This window comes from Lacrimispora sp., assembly GCF_032078915.1.
GTDB lineage: Bacteria > Bacillota > Clostridia > Lachnospirales > Lachnospiraceae > Lacrimispora.
In genome coordinates, this window is record NZ_DAMAUN010000018.1 from 24,328 (window position 1) to 42,544 (window position 18,217).

At 46.4% G+C, this 18,217-nt stretch carries 14 protein-coding genes; all 14 read left to right on the top strand.

The window, feature by feature from the left end; genetic code table 11:
- The first annotated feature begins 17 nt into the window (after positions 1 to 17).
- The 14 genes from RT269_RS09500 (at position 18) to trpS (ending at position 18,213) form a co-directional block, all read left to right on the top strand.
- Positions 18 to 2,174, top strand: coding sequence for a peptidoglycan D,D-transpeptidase FtsI family protein (locus RT269_RS09500; RefSeq protein ID WP_331664122.1), 2,157 nt, complete (start codon positions 18 to 20; stop codon positions 2,172 to 2,174).
- Between the two features lie 74 nt (positions 2,175 to 2,248).
- Positions 2,249 to 4,009, top strand: coding sequence for a peptidoglycan D,D-transpeptidase FtsI family protein (locus RT269_RS09505; RefSeq protein ID WP_313182156.1), 1,761 nt, complete (start codon positions 2,249 to 2,251; stop codon positions 4,007 to 4,009).
- A gap of 75 nt (positions 4,010 to 4,084) precedes the next feature.
- Positions 4,085 to 5,053: a phospho-N-acetylmuramoyl-pentapeptide-transferase gene (gene mraY / locus RT269_RS09510; protein ID WP_313182157.1), complete on the top strand. Its 969-nt coding sequence runs from the start codon at positions 4,085 to 4,087 to the stop codon at positions 5,051 to 5,053.
- Between the two features lie 12 nt (positions 5,054 to 5,065).
- Positions 5,066 to 6,412: a UDP-N-acetylmuramoyl-L-alanine--D-glutamate ligase gene (gene murD / locus RT269_RS09515; RefSeq protein WP_313182159.1), complete on the top strand. Its 1,347-nt coding sequence runs from the start codon at positions 5,066 to 5,068 to the stop codon at positions 6,410 to 6,412.
- 100 nt (positions 6,413 to 6,512) lie between these two features.
- A complete protein-coding gene (locus RT269_RS09520) occupies positions 6,513 to 7,664 on the top strand; it encodes an FtsW/RodA/SpoVE family cell cycle protein (protein ID WP_313182161.1) in 1,152 nt (383 codons plus the stop codon).
- A 68-nt stretch (positions 7,665 to 7,732) separates the two neighbouring features.
- On the top strand, positions 7,733 to 8,983 hold the full coding sequence (gene murA, locus RT269_RS09525; protein ID WP_313182163.1) for a UDP-N-acetylglucosamine 1-carboxyvinyltransferase: 1,251 nt from the start codon (positions 7,733 to 7,735) through the stop codon (positions 8,981 to 8,983).
- Positions 8,980 to 9,705 (top strand): cell division protein FtsQ/DivIB, encoded by a 726-nt coding sequence (locus RT269_RS09530; RefSeq protein WP_313182165.1) that lies wholly within the window; start codon positions 8,980 to 8,982, stop codon positions 9,703 to 9,705. The genes murA and RT269_RS09530 overlap by 4 nt, the downstream gene beginning before the upstream one ends.
- 121 nt (positions 9,706 to 9,826) lie before the next feature.
- Positions 9,827 to 11,167, top strand: a complete 1,341-nt coding sequence (gene ftsZ / locus RT269_RS09535) for a cell division protein FtsZ (protein WP_313182166.1) — start codon at positions 9,827 to 9,829, stop codon at positions 11,165 to 11,167.
- 93 nt (positions 11,168 to 11,260) lie between these two features.
- Positions 11,261 to 11,587, top strand: coding sequence for a hypothetical protein (locus RT269_RS09540; RefSeq protein WP_313182168.1), 327 nt, complete (start codon positions 11,261 to 11,263; stop codon positions 11,585 to 11,587).
- 15 nt (positions 11,588 to 11,602) lie between these two features.
- The gene (locus RT269_RS09545) at positions 11,603 to 12,667 is read left to right on the top strand and encodes a hypothetical protein (protein ID WP_313182169.1); all 1,065 of its coding nucleotides are present in this window, start codon (positions 11,603 to 11,605) and stop codon (positions 12,665 to 12,667) included.
- Positions 12,668 to 12,867: 200 nt separating this feature from the next.
- Complete coding sequence (gene metF, locus RT269_RS09550; protein WP_313182171.1) at positions 12,868 to 13,725, top strand: methylenetetrahydrofolate reductase [NAD(P)H]; 858 nt, start codon at positions 12,868 to 12,870, stop codon at positions 13,723 to 13,725.
- A 73-nt stretch (positions 13,726 to 13,798) separates the two neighbouring features.
- Positions 13,799 to 14,443 (top strand): vitamin B12 dependent-methionine synthase activation domain-containing protein, encoded by a 645-nt coding sequence (locus RT269_RS09555; protein WP_313182172.1) that lies wholly within the window; start codon positions 13,799 to 13,801, stop codon positions 14,441 to 14,443.
- Between the two features lie 27 nt (positions 14,444 to 14,470).
- On the top strand, positions 14,471 to 16,909 hold the full coding sequence (locus tag RT269_RS09560; protein WP_313182174.1) for a homocysteine S-methyltransferase family protein: 2,439 nt from the start codon (positions 14,471 to 14,473) through the stop codon (positions 16,907 to 16,909).
- 212 nt (positions 16,910 to 17,121) lie between these two features.
- The gene (gene trpS / locus RT269_RS09565; RefSeq protein ID WP_313182175.1) at positions 17,122 to 18,213 is read left to right on the top strand and encodes a tryptophan--tRNA ligase; all 1,092 of its coding nucleotides are present in this window, start codon (positions 17,122 to 17,124) and stop codon (positions 18,211 to 18,213) included.
- Positions 18,214 to 18,217 lie beyond the last annotated feature (4 nt).

Genomic DNA, 18,217 nt, shown 5'->3' on the forward strand with positions numbered 1-18,217 from the left:
AGGTATTTCCCCGTTATATGCAGGAAAAGCTGGCGATTACTGTTCTGGTAATTACGCTGGCTTTGTTTGCATTAGTTATGACGCTGTATAATCTGATGACAAATAAAAAGGAAGATTACAATCAGATCGTGCTGTCCCAGCAGGAATATGACAGCCGCATCATACCCTTTAAGCGCGGGGACATCATGGACCGCAACGGAACCTATCTGGCAACCAGTGAAAAAGTATATAACTTAATCCTGGATCCCAAGCAGATCATGTCAGACCAGGATTCTTATCTGGAGCCGAGCGTAACGGCTCTGACTGAATGCTTTGGCTATGACCGGACGGAAATCATGAATCTTATACAGGAAAAGAAAGATAAGCAGTATGTACGCTATGCGAAGCAGCTGACCTATGACGATAAGCAAAAATATGATAAGTACAAGGCAGACCAGTCAGATACGCTGAAAAAAAACGGGAAGGCCATTAAGGGAATCTGGTTTGAGGATGAGTATAAAAGAGTGTATCCCTATAACTCCATGGGCTGCAATGTCATTGGCTTTGCCAACGGAGACGGCATGGATGGAACAGGAGGGATCGAACAGTTTTATAATTCGACCCTTATGGGAATCAACGGAAGGGAATACGGATACTTAAATGATGACTCAAACTTAGAGAGAGTCATAAAGCCTGCATCCAATGGCAGCACCGTGGTTTCCACCATGGATGTAAACATACAGAAGATCGTGGAAAAATATATTAATGAATGGGAACAGAATACAGGAAGCAAACGGGTAGGGGTAATCGTTATGGATCCCAATAACGGCGAGGTCCTGGCCATGGCAAATGACAAGGCATTTGATTTAAACAATCCAAGAACCTTAAGGCCGGAGTACACCGATGATGTACTGCGGCAGCTTGGAATCAAGGAAGCCATGGACGATTACAAGAGAAAGAATAAAGACGCCCAGCCTTTAACGGAAGCAAACGTTTCAGAGCACTATTCGAGAGAAGAGATCATGTCCCTGGGGACTCAGGTGGCATGGAACCAGACCTGGCGCAATTTCTGCATCAGTGACGGATTTGAGCCGGGGTCAACAGAAAAGATTTTTACCATATCTGCCGCCATGGAAGAAGGGGCGATTACCGGAAAGGAAACTTTTGAGTGCAACAAATTCCTTGAGGTGGGAGGGCATAAAATCAACTGCGTCAGCAGATATGGACATGGCCTTATCACCGTTGAGGAAGGCCTGATGAAATCCTGCAACGTGGTCATGATGCGGATTGCTCAGCAGATGGGAAAAGAAAAGTTCTACAAGTATCAGCAGATTTTCGGTTTCGGCTCCAAGACCGGGATCGATCTGCCTGGAGAAGCAGATAATAAGACTCTTGTTTATACCCAGAATACGGCGGGACCTACGGATCTTGCAACCAACTCCTTTGGACAGAATTTCAGCACGACCATGATCCAGATGGCTGCTGCCTATAGCTCTGTGATCAATGGAGGTTCCTATTATGAGCCTCATGTGGTGAAACAGATCCTTAACGAACAGGGTTCTGTCATTAAAAAGGTAGAACCGGTTCTTGTCAGGGAAACGGTATCGGAATCAACCACCAAATTCATCAATGAAGCACTGTTTAAGACCGTCAATGCAGAGGGAGGAACAGGAGGCGCTGCAAGGGTAGTAGGATATAAAGTTGCCGGTAAAACCGGTACTGCGGAGAAGATCCCCCGTGATAAGACCAATTATGTGGTATCCTTCTGCGGCTATGCTCCGGCGGACAATCCTCAGGTTTTGGTTTATGTTGTGGTTGATGAGCCTCATGTGGAGGATCAGCCTCACAGTACCTATGCCAGCCAGATTTTCCAGAAGATTATGGCGGAGATTCTTCCTTATATAAATGTATTTCCGGATACGGATACAGAAACCTCACCATTACCGGGAGAAGCAGCAAAGCTTCCTGAGCAGGAAGGGATAACCAGCGAAACAGAAAGCGCATCCCAGGGAGAAAATGCATCTGAAGAATCAGGTGCAGAAGAGACCACTGGACAGGCTCCTACCATGGAAAACGGAAATCCGATTCCGGATGAGTATTTAAACCCTTCAGAAGAATACGTCAACAGGGAAGAAGGGGATGACGGTTCCGATCTCCCGGCCGCGCTTCCGTCCGAAGAGACCACAGCCCAATAATGAACTTTTTTTAAAGAACTCATAAAAAGTCCTGAAATTCATATACTGTAGAAATAATGGTGATGGAGCAGTGCATGAGTTCAAATAAGACACATCACAGAGAAAAAATAGCCATCCTGTTTTTCCTGTTATTTCTTGCCATGACAGGGCTTATGGGGCGGCTTATTTTTCTAATGATCTTTCGTTCGGAACATTACAGTGCCATGGCATTGGACCTTCATGAACGGGAAAGGACCATTAAAGCCGCCAGGGGAAATATCGTTGATGCCAATGGAACCGTCATTGCCACCAACCGGACGGTGTGCACCATATCGGTCATACATAACCAGATCAAAAAAGCAGATGAGGTTGTGGCAGTCCTTTCCAAGGAGCTTGGTCTTCAGGAGGAGGAAGTACGGAAAAAGGTAGAAAAGTACAGTTCAAGGGAAATTATTAAAACCAATGTAGACAAGGCTATGGGAGACATGATCCGGTCCTACCATTTAGACGGTGTAAAAGTGGATGAGGATTACAAGCGTTATTATCCCTATGACACCCTTGCCTCCACAGTTCTTGGCTTTACGGGGGGAGATAATCAGGGAATCATCGGCCTGGAGGTAAAATACGAACAATATTTAAAAGGACTTAACGGTAAAATCCTGACCATGTCCGACGCAGCAGGAATTGAAATAGAAAATGCGGCGGAGGATAGGATCGAGCCTGTAGCGGGGCAGGATCTGCATATCAGCCTGGATGTCAATGTCCAGCGTTATTGCGAACAGGCTGCTTATCAGGTGATGGAGAAAAAAGGCGCAAAAAGAGTGTCAATTATTGTTATGAATCCTCAGAATGGGGAAATTATGGCAATGGTAAATGCACCTGAATTTAATTTGAATGATCCGTTTACACTAAATGTAGACGCCGGAGTTCCCGCATCTGACAAAGAAAAACAGGATCTGCTAAACAAGATGTGGAGAAATCCATGTATTAACGACACCTATGAACCAGGATCCACCTTTAAGATCGTTACCGCAGCCGCAGGGCTGGAAGCCGGAGTGGTGAAGCTTGATGACCATTTTTCATGCCCGGGCTTCCGGGTCGTAGAGGACCGTAAAATCAGATGTCACAAAGTGGGAGGCCATGGCTCGGAAACGTTTCTTCAGGGCATGATGAATTCCTGCAACCCTGTTCTGATCGACGTAGGACAGCGCCTTGGCGTAGATAATTATTATAAGTATTTTGAGCAGTTTGGCTTAAAGGGAAAGACCGGAATCGATCTTCCCGGCGAGGCATCCACCATTATGCATAAAAAGGATAATATGGGGCTTGTGGAGCTGGCGACCGTTTCATTTGGCCAGTCTTTCCAGATCACGCCGCTACAGCTTATTACAACCGCTTCTGCCATCGTTAATGGCGGAAACCGTGTGACCCCTCATTTTGGGGTGAAGTCAGTGAGCACCGACGGAGCTTCGGTCCATGAATTTACTTATCCGGTAAGCGAAGGGATCATATCTGCCCAGACCAGCGAAACCATGCGTTATATCCTGGAACAAGTAGTGGCGGAAGGAAGCGGGAAAAAAGGACAGGTCGACGGCTATCGGGTGGGCGGTAAAACAGCAACCTCCGAAAAACTGCCAAGAAGTTTAAAAAAGTACATTTCATCCTTTATAGGCTTTGCACCGGCGGATAATCCCCAGGTGATTGCTCTCATTACGATCGATGAACCTGAGGGGATTTATTACGGCGGAACCATAGCTGCACCGGTGATTGCCGACATTTTTAAGAATATTCTTCCATACCTGGGAATAGAGCCAACCGAGGAAAAAACTGCTTCTGCGTTTCGAATCTATGGTTGATTATTCAGGCAAAAAGACGTATACTACTTACTGTGTACTTTTGAAATACAAATACATAAAATATTGAGGTGTGACATGATTAACGAAACGATTCTGGCAATCATCATAGCATTTGCAATCAGCGCCATGCTGTGTCCCATTGTAATTCCATTTCTTCACAGATTAAAATTTGGCCAGGAGGTCCGCAAGGAAGGACCTGAAAGCCATTTGAAAAAGCAGGGTACTCCGACCATGGGAGGGCTTATCATATTGACCAGCATCATCATTACGTCGCTGTTCTATGTGAGGGAATATCCGAAGATCATTCCTGTGCTTTTTGTGACAGTTGGATTTGGTATCGTTGGGTTTCTTGATGATTACATTAAGATCGTAATGAAGCGGTCAGAGGGGCTTACGCCTGTTCAAAAGATGGCAGGGCAGTTAGTCATTACAGGCATCTTTGCCTATTATCTGCTTCATTCAAAGGATGTGGGAACGGGAATGTTAATCCCCTTTTCCGGAGGCTTTGAAAAAGGGCTGTATCTGAATTTGGGAATATTTTTCGTACCGGCGGTATTTTTTCTCGTAATAGGAACTGATAATGGTGTGAATTTTACCGATGGCCTGGATGGGCTTTGCACCAGTGTGACCATTCTGGTGGCGACCTTCTTGACCGTGGTTTCTCTGGGGGAAAATACCGGCATCAGTCCTATTACCGGTGCGGTTGTGGGAAGTCTTTTGGGATTTCTGCTGTTTAATGTGTATCCTGCCAGGGTGTTTATGGGGGACACCGGTTCCCTTGGTCTTGGAGGGTTTGTTGCTTCCAGCGCCTTTATGATGCAGATCCCCGTTTTCCTTGCCATTATCGGTTTTATTTATATGATCGAAGTATTATCCGTTATCATTCAGGTGACATATTTTAAAAGAACAGGCGGAAAGAGGATTTTTAAGATGGCCCCCATCCACCACCATTTTGAGTTGTGCGGCTGGTCGGAAACACGGGTGGTAGCTGTATTTGCTATCGTGACTGCGGTTCTTTGCATGCTTGCATACCTTGGATTATAGGAGAGAAACTATATGAATCAGAAAATTTTAGTTGCCGGCAGCGGGAAAAGCGGCATTGCCGCTTCAAGGCTGATCCTTAAAACAGGCGATGAAGTAATTCTTTACGACAGCAATGCTGCCCTTCATAAGGATGAGCTGTTTCATCAGTTTGAAGAAGATGGAAAGATTTCAGTTTTACTGGGAGAGCTTAAAAAGGAAGATCTTACAGGCGTAAGCCTATGTGTCATAAGCCCCGGTATCTCCTTAGAGGCCCCCTTTGTAGCTGTCCTTAAGGAGGCGGATATCCCGGTCTGGAGTGAGATTCAGCTGGCTTACCACCATGCCAGAGGAAAGCTTGCGGCAATCACTGGAACCAATGGTAAGACAACCACTACGGCCCTTATCGGGGAAATCATGAAAGCATATTATGACCATGTGTTTGTAGTGGGCAATATTGGGGTCCCGTATACAGAGGAAGCGTTAAAGACGACTGAGGATTCGGTGACGGTAGCAGAGGTCAGCAGCTTTCAGCTGGAGACGATCACCGACTTCCGCCCGGATGTGAGCGCGATCTTAAACATAACGCCAGACCACCTGGATCGTCATAAAACCATGGAATGCTACATAGAAGTTAAGGAACGAATAACATCAAACCAGAGACCCCAGGATTTTTGTATCTTAAACTACGACGATCCTGTTTTGCGTGAATTTGGAACTACCATCAAGCCAAAGGCTGTCTATTTTAGCAGCCGTCAGTTTTTAGAAGAAGGCTACTGCATGGATGGGGATAAGATTATCCGCAGCCATGATGGGGAGAGGACTGAGATCGCAGATATTCGCCAGGTGCAGCTCTTAGGCCGCCATAACCATGAGAACATCATGGCCGCAGCCGCTATATCTGCTGAAATGGGAGTGCCCATGGAAATCATCGCTCAGGTGATCCGGGAGTTCAAGGCGGTAGAGCATCGGATTGAATTTATTGCGGAAAAGGCCGGAGTGAAATATTACAATGATTCCAAGGGAACCAATCCGGACGCAGCGATCCAGGCAATAAAAGCCATGCCAGGGCCTACGCTGCTCATTGCAGGAGGCTACGATAAGAACTCCCAGTACGACGAGTGGATTGAATCCTTTGACGGCAAGGTGAAATACATGGTGCTTCTGGGGCAGACCAGGGAAAAGATCGCTGAGTGTGCAGCCAGACATGGTTTTACGAATGTAATGTATGCGGAAGATATGCAGGAAGCGGTAAAGGTATGTGCTTCTTATGCCAACAGAGGAGATCATGTGCTTTTATCTCCAGCCTGCGCCAGCTGGGGGATGTTTAAGTGCTATGAAGAACGCGGCGAAATCTTTAAAGAAAGTGTCAGAAATTTATAAAAGCAATGAACCATTTGGCGGTGCCCTTCCGCCAAATGATGAATGCATGGTGGATGATAAATGAATAAAAATGAATCCACAGTTGGCGAGGAGGAATGATATGGCAGAAAAAGGGCCAGTGAAGAAAAAAAACAAACCGCGCCGTTTTTATGACTACAGTCTTCTGTTTACTGTAATATTTCTGTCTGTTTTTGGTTTGGTCATGATTTACAGCGCCAGCTCTTATGCAGCCCAGCTTAAATTCAATAACGCCGCTTATTTCATGATGAGGCAGGCCAAGATAGCCCTGGCAGGCTTTGTTATCATGATTGTGATATCCAAACTGGATTACCACTGGTACGCGAAATTCGCTGTGTTTGCTTACGCTCTTTCTTATGTTTTGATGATTACCGTATCCTTAGTTGGGCGTAAAGTAAACGGTAAGAGAAGGTGGCTGGGAGTGGGAAGCCTTTCCTTTCAGCCTACGGAATTTGTAAAAATTGCTCTGATTGTCATGCTTGCTGTTCTGATTGTTCAGATGGGAAGGAACATTAACACGAGAAATGGCGTTCTTCTGGTTATTGTGACGACCCTGCCCATAGCGGGAATCGTAGCGGCAAATAACTTAAGCTCCGGAATCATCATCATTGGGATCGCTTTTGTCATGCTGTTTGTGGCATGTAAAAAGAAATGGCCGTTTTTTGCCTGTGGTCTTGCAGGCGTAGGCGCGCTGGCCTTTGCCGGGCCAATGGCTGCTGTTCTGGAAAAGCTTAATATTCTTCATGATTACCAGCTGGGCCGTATCCTGGTATGGCTGGAGCCGGAGGCATATCCCTCGACCGGAGGCTATCAGGTGCTTCAGGGGCTTTATGCCATAGGTTCGGGCGGCCTTGTAGGCAGAGGCCTGGGAGAGAGCATACAGAAGATGGGGTTTGTACCGGAAGCACAAAACGATATGATTTTTTCCATCATCTGTGAAGAGCTTGGGCTATTTGGAGCGGTTTCTGTAATTTTGATATTCCTTTTCATGATTTACCGGTTCATGCTCATTGCGGATAATGCGCCGGATCTGTTTGGAGCTTTGCTTGTTGTAGGTGTTATGGGACATATTGCCATACAGGTTATCTTAAATATTGCGGTTGTAACCAATACCATACCAAATACCGGTATCACCCTTCCTTTTATCAGCTATGGAGGTACCTCTGTTCTTTTTCTGATGATGGAGATGGGCATGGTTTTAAGCGTTTCCAACCAGATAAAGCTGGAAAAATAATGGGATGTGAAAACATTCTCTCACTTTTAACATAGGATAGTATATAAGAAGCCATGGGAGGTACCGGATTGTCAGTCATACAGGTCCAGGGGTTACGATCCTTAAAAGGTGAGATAAAAATTCAGGGTTCCAAGAATGCTGTTCTGCCCATGATGGCAGCAGCGATTCTCCATAAAGGTACAACAGTGATTCATAATGTCCCCAGGATACAGGATGTGTTCTGTATGCTGGGGATACTTGAGCATATTGGATGTATATGCTGCTTTGACGGCCATTCCTTGACAATTGATGCGCGGGATTTGACACAGGCGGAGATACCGGAAGAGTATATAAAAAGCATGCGTTCTTCAATTATGCTCTCCGGCCCTTTGCTTGGAAGGACTGGCAATGCGGTCACCAGCTTCCCTGGAGGATGTTCCATAGGAGAGCGCCCCATAGACTTACACTTATCTGCCTTTCGGAAACTTGGTGCAATCATTGAGGAGAAGGGTGATAAGCTTTTGGCGTCCGCAAGTCGGTTGATGGGCGCCGATATTTATTTTCCCTTTCCCAGCGTGGGAGCTACGGAAAATGCCCTGATGGCAGCTGTGTATGCCCAGGGTATAACCGTGATACATGGAGCAGCAAAGGAGCCGGAGATCATCACCCTATGTGAATTCTTAAACAATATGGGGGCTAAAATACATGGAACCGGTACTTCCATTCTGACGGTCACAGGCGTAAGAGAGCTTTGTGATTCTGAATTTACTGTGGCAGGAGACAGAATTGTCGCAGGAACCTATTTAATGGCTGTCATGGCTGCTGAGGGAGATATCGTAATACAGGGAATCCAACCCGGACATTTAGCTTCCGCCATCTCTCTTGCCGATAGAATGGGCGCGGAGCTGAAACGGTATGAAAGCTGCCTGGAAGTATCCATGAGGGGACGCCCCGATTGTGTAGATGTCATAACAGAGCCCTATCCGGGTTTTCCCACGGACCTTCAATCCCAGTTAATGGCGGTCATGGCATCCGCAAAAGGTACCGGCAGAATTAAAGAAACGATCTTTGAGGGAAGATTTGGAACTGCAAAAGAGTTGCATAAGCTTGGCGCAGATATTATAATAGAGGGGAAGCGGGCTGACATACATGGACTTTATCCTTTAAAGGGAAACCGTGTAACAGCTACGGACCTGCGGGGAGGCGCGGCTCTTGTAGTTGCAGGGCTGGCATGTGAGGGCGTGACAGAGATTCATGAGTGCCATCATATTGAACGTGGATATGAAGACATCTGCCGTGACTTGAGCAGTCTTGGTGCAGCGATCAGAGGGATGGAATGAATGATTTAAAAAAAAGCAGAAGAAAAATTAAATTTGGCATCACAGCTGCCGTGATCCTTTTGGGAACTGTCATTTTTTTGTCGCTGCAGATCAGGGATATTACGGTGAGCGGTAATAAAAAATATACATCGGAACAGATCGTTGATATTTTATTCAAGGACAGCTGGGACAGGAATGCGGTTTTTTGTCTCTACAAGGATCGTTTTAAGAAGCATGAACAGATCCCTTTTGTAGAAGATTACAAAATCGTATTCTTAAGCCCGGTAAGAGTGGAAGTGATCGTCTATGAGAAATCGGTGGTAGGCTATGTATCCTATATGGGCAGCTATATGTATTTTGATAAGGACGGGATCGTGGTAGAAAGCTCCAGCGGAAAACTGGACGGAGTTCCTTGGATCACGGGGCTGCAGTTCGGGCATATTGCCCTGCACCAGCCCCTTCCGGTGGAAAAGGGGAAGATTTTCAATGAAATTCTGAACCTGACTCAGCTTTTATCAACGAAGGCAATTCCTGTTGACCAGATCCGTTATGATTCCCGGGGGGATGCTACTCTTGTTATGGGAGATATCCGTGTTTTCCTTGGAAGCTATGACCAGATGAATGGAAAAATCTCTGAACTGAAGGATCAGCTTCCTGTTTTAGAAGGTTTATCAGGGACCTTATATCTGGATACCTATGATGAGGCGGAAACAGTCACATCTTACCGATTTGTGAAGAATTAATGAATTTACATAATTTGCTTGGAATTTTGTTTAAAAAGTGGTTGATATTTTTGGTAAAATCAAATATTATATTAATTAGGTTTATAGAGTAAGCTGTTTATGGTTAAAGGAGGATATAATCTTGTTAGAGATTAAGATAAATGAGGCGGACAATGCCGCAAGAATTCTGGTAATCGGAGTAGGCGGTGCCGGAAATAATGCGGTCAACCGCATGATTGATGAGAATATAGCTGGAGTGGAATTTCTAGGAATTAACACGGACAAGCAGGCTTTGCAGTTTTGTAAGGCTCCTACAGCCATGCAGATCGGAGAGAAACTGACCAAAGGTCTTGGTGCAGGCGCCAAGCCTGAGATCGGAGAAAAAGCGGCAGAGGAGAATGCGGACGAGCTGGCTCAGACCATGAAGGGCGCGGATATGGTATTCGTTACCTGCGGAATGGGAGGCGGTACCGGTACCGGAGCAGCACCTGTTGTGGCTAAGATCGCAAAAGATATGGGAATTCTAACCGTTGGTGTTGTAACAAAGCCTTTCCGCTTTGAAGCAAGAACCCGTATGAGCAATGCCGTTAATGGTATTGAGCGTTTAAAAGAGAGCGTAGATACATTGATCGTAATCCCTAATGACCGTCTTCTGGAAATCGTAGACAGACGTACTACCATGCCGGATGCCTTAAAGAAGGCAGATGAAGTTCTTCAGCAGGCCGTACAGGGTATTACCGATTTAATTAATGTACCCGGACTTATTAACCTGGACTTTGCGGATGTCCAGACTGTCATGACAGATAAGGGCATTGCCCACATCGGTATCGGCAGGGCAAAGGGTGATGAGAAGGCATTAGAAGCTGTGAAGCAGGCGGTATCCAGTCCGTTGCTTGAGACTACCATTGAGGGCGCTTCTCACGTCATCATCAACATATCCGGTGATATCAGCCTGGTTGAGGCCAATGAAGCAGCCAGCTATGTTCAGGAGATGGCAGGAGATGATGCCAATATTATCTTTGGTGCGATGTATGATGAGAATGCTCATGATGAAGCCAGCATCACCGTGATCGCCACAGGTCTGGACATGCAGTCTGAGACTCCGGTATCCAAAGTTATGACGAATTTTTCCAACCCTAACTATAAACAGCCGAAAGCACCGGCACAGACACAGGCCGGGAATCAGGAGGCAGCCGCCACTACAGCAACTCCTGGATATAACCAGAATTATAACCCCAATTACGGAAATGCGAATTATTCCAATCCAGCTTACAACAATCAGAATTATCCAAATAATAACAGCAACTATAATAACCAGAATTACGGAAATCAGAACTACGGTGCAGGGAATTACCAGAAGCCCAATTATGCAGGGCAGAATAACCCTCAGAGTGCTCCACAGGGAGGCGGACAGCCTTATCGCCCGACTGTGAATAAGGAAGTTCAGATCAATATTCCTGATTTTTTAAGAAATAAAAGATAAAATTTATCAGATTACATAATCAGGCAGGTTCCGATGAACCTGTCTGTTTTTGAAATACCCTGCATGGGCAAAAAAGATGAAAGGAGTGGCAGAATGTCAGAGAGAGAACAGGATTGGGAGATTTCAGAGGATTACTACAATAGCGGAGAAGATGAAAGAAGCCTGTCTCTGGAAGATTTTATCACAGAGTCAGATAAACAAGCGGCTGACCTTGAGCCTTTCGGTCAAGCGGATGAGTTGTTGAAAAAGACAATAGCAGATGTTCATCAGGTGCTGGTGCTGGCTCAGGAAGGAAAGAATATTGCTGAGATTGCTTTCATTACCGGACTTCAGGAGAAATATGTTTATGATATACAGGTTTGTGCCCAGGGATTCAGGGAGGATGACGAAATTGCAGTGGCTCATCTGGTACTGGGATAAAGGAGGGATTTTGGGATGACGAAAAAGATTTGTCCGGTTTGTGATCTTCCGGTTAATGAGGCAAATTACTGTCCGCGGTGCAGGAAGGTGGTCCGGAAGCCCGTTTTGTGGGATGCAGATTATTATTTGAATGAAAGGCGTCCTGATTATAACAGCCATGATGCTCATAAGGCTGATGGAGCAGGAATGCCGCAGAAAAGGAATGTACAGGGACCGACAGGCCGGAAAAGTATGACTGGTGGGCCGGTAAACCCCAGACAAAATATGGGAAGGCCTTCCACTAAGCCTGCCGGCAGCCATAATCCGCCGCAGCCATCCCGGCCGGGCCAGGAAAAAGGAAGGAAGAATTCCACTGTGCCTGTGGTGATATCCGTTGCTTTGTTTGTTCTTATAAATGCTCTGCCAAGGATCATTGGAACGGTAAACCGGGCCATAACGGACGAAAAGAGTATTAACTATGAGACAGCGGTTCCATATGATGATTCCGGTTTTACGGAGCTTGTAGAAGAGGATGTGAAGGCAATTGGGGAGTCTTGTACCGGCTATGATCATTTTCCGGCTGACGGCAGACAGATCGCAGCTTCCATGGGGCAGTTTTTTAACGAAACCAACTATGGCTATGAGATAGAAGAGGGTGCTGTGTATTCTGATAATTATCAGTTTGAAGAAGAGGGCGGCCCCATATCCTATTATGAGACCGTGGAAAGCTTCTCTTTTGAAGATGAGGCAACCAGTCAGCTGGATCCAGGCGATGAAGATTACGTATATCAGTATGTAGATATTAATTATGATACTGCTACCGGAGAACTGCATGATTATATTTCTTCCCTGAAAGACTGGGAAAATTCCCTTGTCTTTTTAGGCGAGTTTTTAAGCCTTGTAGAAACAGGAGCAGGTATCCCTCAGGAGGAAAGCAGCATTCCTGCTATTATGGAACAGGCCCGAACAGGAGAATGGCAGGAAGATGGAGCGTTCATTACAGAAGGGCTGTTTGATATCAACCTTTATCTTACCGAGGATGGGGTCAGGATTTATGTTTCATACAGCAATCCTAAAGTGATGGAAAGTCAGGAAACGTAAGCAGATTCTATTGCGGGAAACAGTTTTTTGTGGTAAAGTGTTAAAATAATAAAAAGCCACCCTTTGGGCATGCCATTATGCCCAAAGGGCATGGCGGTAAATGGGGAATACCCATTAATGATGAAACACCCTCCGGGCATACCTTTATGCCCAAAGTACACGGGCGTTAATGATGAAACGAAAGATAGGAGACAGACAGCATGAAAATTAAAGATATATTGAGCCAGGGAAAGCCAACCCTATCCTTTGAAGTGTTTCCGCCTAAAACTGAGGATAAATATGAGTCAGTGGAACAGGCTGCGTCAGAGATCGCAAAGCTGAAACCAGCTTTTATGAGCGTCACTTACGGAGCAGGCGGAGGAACCAGCCAATATACCGTTGACATCGCTTCTGCACTCCATCACCAGCATCATGTGACGGCTCTGGCCCATTTGACCTGTGTAACCTCCACCAAAGAAAAGGTACACCAGGTTCTTGGTGAACTGAAAGAGGCTGGAATTGAAAATGTGCTTGCTCTCAGGGGAGATATGCCTACCGATGTTCCTGCTAAAAAAGAATACCATTACGCCTCTGAGCTGATCAGGGAGATAAAGGAAGCAGGGGGGTTCTGCATTGGCGCGGCCTGCTATCCGGAAGGTCATGTGGAATCCGCCAGCAAGACCATTGATATGGATTACTTAAAACAGAAGGTGGAAGCAGGATGTGATTTTGTAACCACCCAGATGTTTTTTGACAATAACATTTTATACAATTACCTGTACCGCATCCGAGAAAAAGGAATCACGGTTCCGGTGGTGGCGGGAATCATGCCTGTCACCAATGTAAGGCAGATCATCCGAAGCTGCCAGCTGTCAGGTACCTATCTGCCCTCCCGTTTCAAGGCCATAGTGGACAGGTTCGGAGATAATCCGGCAGCTATGAAGCAGGCGGGAATTGCTTATGCTACAGAACAGATCATTGACCTTATCGCCAACGGAGTGAATGCCATCCATGTTTATTCCATGAATAAGCCGGATGTGGCGTTAAAAATCAAGGAGAACCTTTCCGAGATATTGTGATTCTTTTTACCAGGGTCCGGCTCCTTTAAAAAAGGGTCGGACCCATTTAAAATGAAAAAACGGAGGGACAGCAATGGAAATCAGCCGAAGAGAGATCCGGCGATATCTGGGATACGGGAAAAATGAAGGTGATGAAGCTGTAAATACCCTGATTGAGGAATGTATCAGGGAGCTAATGGCTGCGGCATCTCCCAAAAGCATAAGCCGGGTATATCCCCTGGAGCTGCTTTCTGATGACTGGATCGATTTTACCGTATTTAAGACCAGAAGCCGGAATTTAAACCGGAATTTACAGGACTGTGAACAGGTGATCTTATTTGCCGCTACGTTAGGTGCGGGGGTGGATGTGCTGCTGCATAAGTATACAAAGCTGCAGATGAGCAAGGCGGTCACCATGCAGGCGGCGGCCACCGCCATGATTGAGGAATTTTGTGATGAAGAGAACCGGAAGCTGAAGGAGGAGTATGAGGACAGGCAGATGTACTTAAGACCCAGGTTCAGCCCGGGCTACGGAGACTTCCCCTTAGAGTGCCAGAAGGATATTACGACAGTTTTAGAAACGCCTAAAAGGATCGGTATCATGCTGACGGACAGCCTTCTCATGACCCCTTCCAAGTCCGTCACTGCGGTGATGGGAGTCAGCGGAAAGCCTTACCGCTGTGAGATAAAGGGATGTGAATCCTGTGGGAAAACGGACTGTGCATACCGGAGAGATTAAAAGATACAAACGCAGATGGAGGAATGTATGGCAGCGATTTTAGAAGAGATAAAGAAGAGGATGGTATTTTTTGACGGCGGGACAGGAAGCCTTTTGCAGGCAAACGGACTTGAACCGGGAGAACTGCCGGAAACCTGGAATGTAAAGCATCCGGATATCATTACGAAGCTTCACCGTGATTATCTGGAAGCAGGTGCGGACATCATAAAAACAAATACCTTTGGAGCCAATGGGCTGAAATTTTACAAAGGTGCGGAATTCGATCTGGAAGAGGTAGTGACTGCAGCCTTAAAAAATGCCAGGAATGCTGTTGAGACAGCTATCTATCCGGCCGGAAAGGAAAAGGGGTATATTGCCCTTGATTTAGGCCCTACAGGAAAGCTTCTAAAGCCTTTGGGAGATCTGGACTTTGAAGATGCCTACAAAATGTTTTCCCAGGTAGTTAAAATCGGAGAGCGGGAGGGAGCGGATCTGGTGCTCATTGAGACCATGAGCGACAGCTATGAGGCCAAGGCGGCTGTACTGGCTGCAAAGGAAAACTGTAGTCTTCCCGTATTTGTGACCACGATTTTTGATGATAAAGGAAAGCTTTTAACCGGAGGAAATGTTGAATCTACCGTTGCCCTTTTAGAAGGGCTGGGGGTTGACGCCCTGGGAATCAACTGCGGCCTGGGTCCGATACAGATGAAGGGCATTTTAAGGGATATCATGAAGGTGGTTTCCATACCGGTCATTGTCAATCCCAATGCAGGTCTTCCAAGAAGCGAAGCCGGAAAAACGGTATATGATATCGATGCGGATGAGTTTGCGGCTGCCATGAAGGAAATTGCGGAGGAAGGAGCCTGTGTGATCGGCGGCTGCTGCGGAACCACGCCGGAACATATTGAGAAAACAGTGGCTCTTTGCAAAGATTTTCCTGTAAGGCTGCCGGTTAAGAAAAAACGTACCGTGATCTCTTCCTATGCACAGGCGGTTGTGATCGACAATGACCCGGTCATCATTGGAGAGAGAATTAATCCAACGGGAAAATCCAAATTTAAGCAGGCCCTTCGGGATCATAACCTGGAATATATTCTCCGTGAGGGAGTGGCTCAGCAGGACAATGGAGCGCACGTCCTGGATGTGAATGTAGGGCTTCCTGAAATTGATGAGCCTTCCATGATGGTGGAAGTGATAAGGGAGCTTCAGAGCATCATCGACCTGCCTCTGCAGATCGATACCTCCAATATAGAGGCAATGAAGCGGGCAATGAGGGTTTATAATGGAAAGCCTCTTATTAATTCCGTAAATGGGAAAAAGGAAGTGATGGAGGCTATTTTTCCTATGGTAAAACAATATGGAGGCGTTGTGGTCGCTCTTGCCCTTGATGAAAACGGCATTCCTGAAACAGCAGAAGGCAGGATCGCTGTTGCAAAGAAAATCTACGATAAGGCCGCAGAATATGGAATTGAGAAGAAGGACATTATTATAGACGCTCTCTGCATGACGGTCAGCTCTGACAGCCGGGGTGCACTGACGACCCTTGAAACTTTAAGAAGGGTCCGGGATGAGCTGGGAGGCAGGACCATACTGGGCGTTTCCAACATTTCTTTTGGGCTCCCACAGAGAGAAATCATCAATGCCGCCTTTTTCACAATGGCCCTTCAAAACGGCTTAAGCGCGGCTATCATAAACCCGAATTCAGAAGCCATGATGCGTTCCTATTACAGCTATCGTACTCTTGCGGATATGGATCCTCAGTGCAGCGGATATATCTCCGTTTACAGCGGCCAGGTAGCGACTCTCGGTGAGACGGTAAGGCAGGGAACCTCATCTTTGTCAGGAGGCGTTTCCGGAGGGGAGATGTCCCTGTCAGAAAGCATTGCAAAAGGCCTTAAGGACCGTGCACATGCGGCAGTGACAGAGCTTTTACGAGAGCAGGAGCCTTTGACCATTATAAATGGAGAGATGATCCCGGCGCTGGACCGGGTAGGGAAGGGCTTTGAAAATGGAACAGTATTCCTTCCGCAGCTTCTGATGAGTGCAGAAGCAGCCAAGGCAGCCTTTGAGGTCATTAAAGAGAAGATGGCGGAAGGCGGCGTGGCACAGGAGAAAAAGGGAAGGATCATCCTGGCTACGGTCAAGGGAGATATTCACGATATCGGAAAGAATATAGTTAAGGTCCTCCTGGAAAACTACGGCTATGACGTCATTGACCTGGGAAAAGACGTTCCTCCGGAAAAGATCGTGGAAACCGCAGTGAGAGACGAAGTAAAGCTGGTAGGCTTAAGTGCCCTCATGACCACAACCGTTCCCAGTATGGAAGAGACCATCAGACGGCTTAGGGAAACAGCTCCTTCCACAAAGGTAATGGTAGGAGGTGCAGTTCTTACGGAAGGATATGCAAAAACCATTGGTGCGGATCAGTACTGCAGGGATGCTATGGCTTCTGTGAATTATGCGGAGGGAATATTTCAGGTAAAATAAGACGTTCGATTGACAAATATCGAATGAATGGTATAATATCCACGAAAGCAATGAGTAGTGCGAAACTGGGCATGAAAAGATTTTCGTTGTGCTAGCACATAAGAAAATCTTTTCATGGCCTGTTTCATAGGGCGAATGCCCGTGAGGGATCGAATCCTCCGGATTCGATCCCTGCACTACGGATTTACGATACAAAACATCTGGAGGTAAAAATGGGAAAGATTATTTTAACAGGAGACCGGCCCACCGGTAAGCTTCACATCGGCCACTATGTTGGTTCATTAAAGCGCAGGGTGGAGCTGCAGAATTCCGGTGAATTTGACGAAATTTTTATTATGATAGCGGATGCCCAGGCACTTACGGACAATGCTGATAATCCGGAAAAAGTTCGTCAAAATATCATAGAGGTTGCGCTGGATTACCTTTCCTGCGGTCTGGACCCGAAAAAATGCACCCTTTTCATCCAGTCCCAGATCCCGGAGCTTACAGAACTGTCCTTTTACTATATGAACCTGGTAACCGTATCAAGGCTGCAGCGGAATCCTACGGTAAAATCCGAGATCGCCATGAGAAACTTTGAAACCAGCATCCCGGTAGGCTTCTTCACCTATCCGATCAGCCAGGCAGCTGACATTACAGCGTTCCAGGCCACCACAGTGCCCGTAGGAGAGGATCAGGAGCCCATGATCGAGCAGACCAGGGAAATTGTACGGAAGTTCAATTCCGTCTACGGCGAAGCCCTTGTGGAGCCGGAGATCCTGCTTCCGAATAATAAGGCCTGCTTACGTCTGCCAGGAACCGACGGAAAAGCTAAGATGAGCAAGTCCCTTGGAAACTGCATTTATTTATCCGATCCGGAAGAGGAAGTAAAGAAAAAGGTCATGAGCATGTATACAGACCCGAATCACATCCAGGTTTCCGACCCCGGAGAAGTGGAAGGAAATACGGTATTCACCTACCTTGATGCATTCTGCAAAGATGAAGACTTTGAAAAATATCTGCCGGACTATAAAAATCTTGACGAGCTTAAAGACCACTACAGGCGGGGCGGTTTAGGCGATGTGAAAGTGAAGCGGTTCTTAAACAGCATTCTTCAGGCAGAGTTAGAGCCTATCCGCAGAAGAAGAAAAGAATACGAGGCCAATATCCCATACGTATACCAGATATTAAAAGAAGGAAGCGATAAGGCAGAGGCAATGGCAGCCCGGACTCTAAAGGGCGTGAAAGAAGCTATGAAGATCAATTATTTTGATGATCTGGAGTACATTGAGGAGCAGGCAAGGAAGTATAAGGGCCAGGAATAGAGGC

Excerpts from the sequence above, each read along its gene's own strand:
- RT269_RS09555 (WP_313182172.1), top strand. The coding sequence starts at position 13,799 with ATGGAAATCAGCCGAAGAGAGATCCGGCGATATCTGGGATACGGGAAA.
- RT269_RS09560 (WP_313182174.1), top strand. The coding sequence starts at position 14,471 with ATGGCAGCGATTTTAGAAGAGATAAAGAAGAGGATGGTATTTTTTGAC.
- RT269_RS09545 (WP_313182169.1), top strand. The coding sequence starts at position 11,603 with ATGACGAAAAAGATTTGTCCGGTTTGTGATCTTCCGGTTAATGAGGCA.
- murD (WP_313182159.1), top strand. The coding sequence starts at position 5,066 with ATGAATCAGAAAATTTTAGTTGCCGGCAGCGGGAAAAGCGGCATTGCC.
- RT269_RS09520 (WP_313182161.1), top strand. The coding sequence starts at position 6,513 with ATGGCAGAAAAAGGGCCAGTGAAGAAAAAAAACAAACCGCGCCGTTTT.
- metF (WP_313182171.1), top strand. The coding sequence starts at position 12,868 with ATGAAAATTAAAGATATATTGAGCCAGGGAAAGCCAACCCTATCCTTT.
- RT269_RS09505 (WP_313182156.1), top strand. The coding sequence starts at position 2,249 with ATGAGTTCAAATAAGACACATCACAGAGAAAAAATAGCCATCCTGTTT.
- RT269_RS09530 (WP_313182165.1), top strand. The coding sequence starts at position 8,980 with ATGAATGATTTAAAAAAAAGCAGAAGAAAAATTAAATTTGGCATCACA.
- mraY (WP_313182157.1), top strand. The coding sequence starts at position 4,085 with ATGATTAACGAAACGATTCTGGCAATCATCATAGCATTTGCAATCAGC.
- trpS (WP_313182175.1), top strand. The coding sequence starts at position 17,122 with ATGGGAAAGATTATTTTAACAGGAGACCGGCCCACCGGTAAGCTTCAC.
- RT269_RS09540 (WP_313182168.1), top strand. The coding sequence starts at position 11,261 with ATGTCAGAGAGAGAACAGGATTGGGAGATTTCAGAGGATTACTACAAT.
- RT269_RS09500 (WP_331664122.1), top strand. The coding sequence starts at position 18 with ATGCAGGAAAAGCTGGCGATTACTGTTCTGGTAATTACGCTGGCTTTG.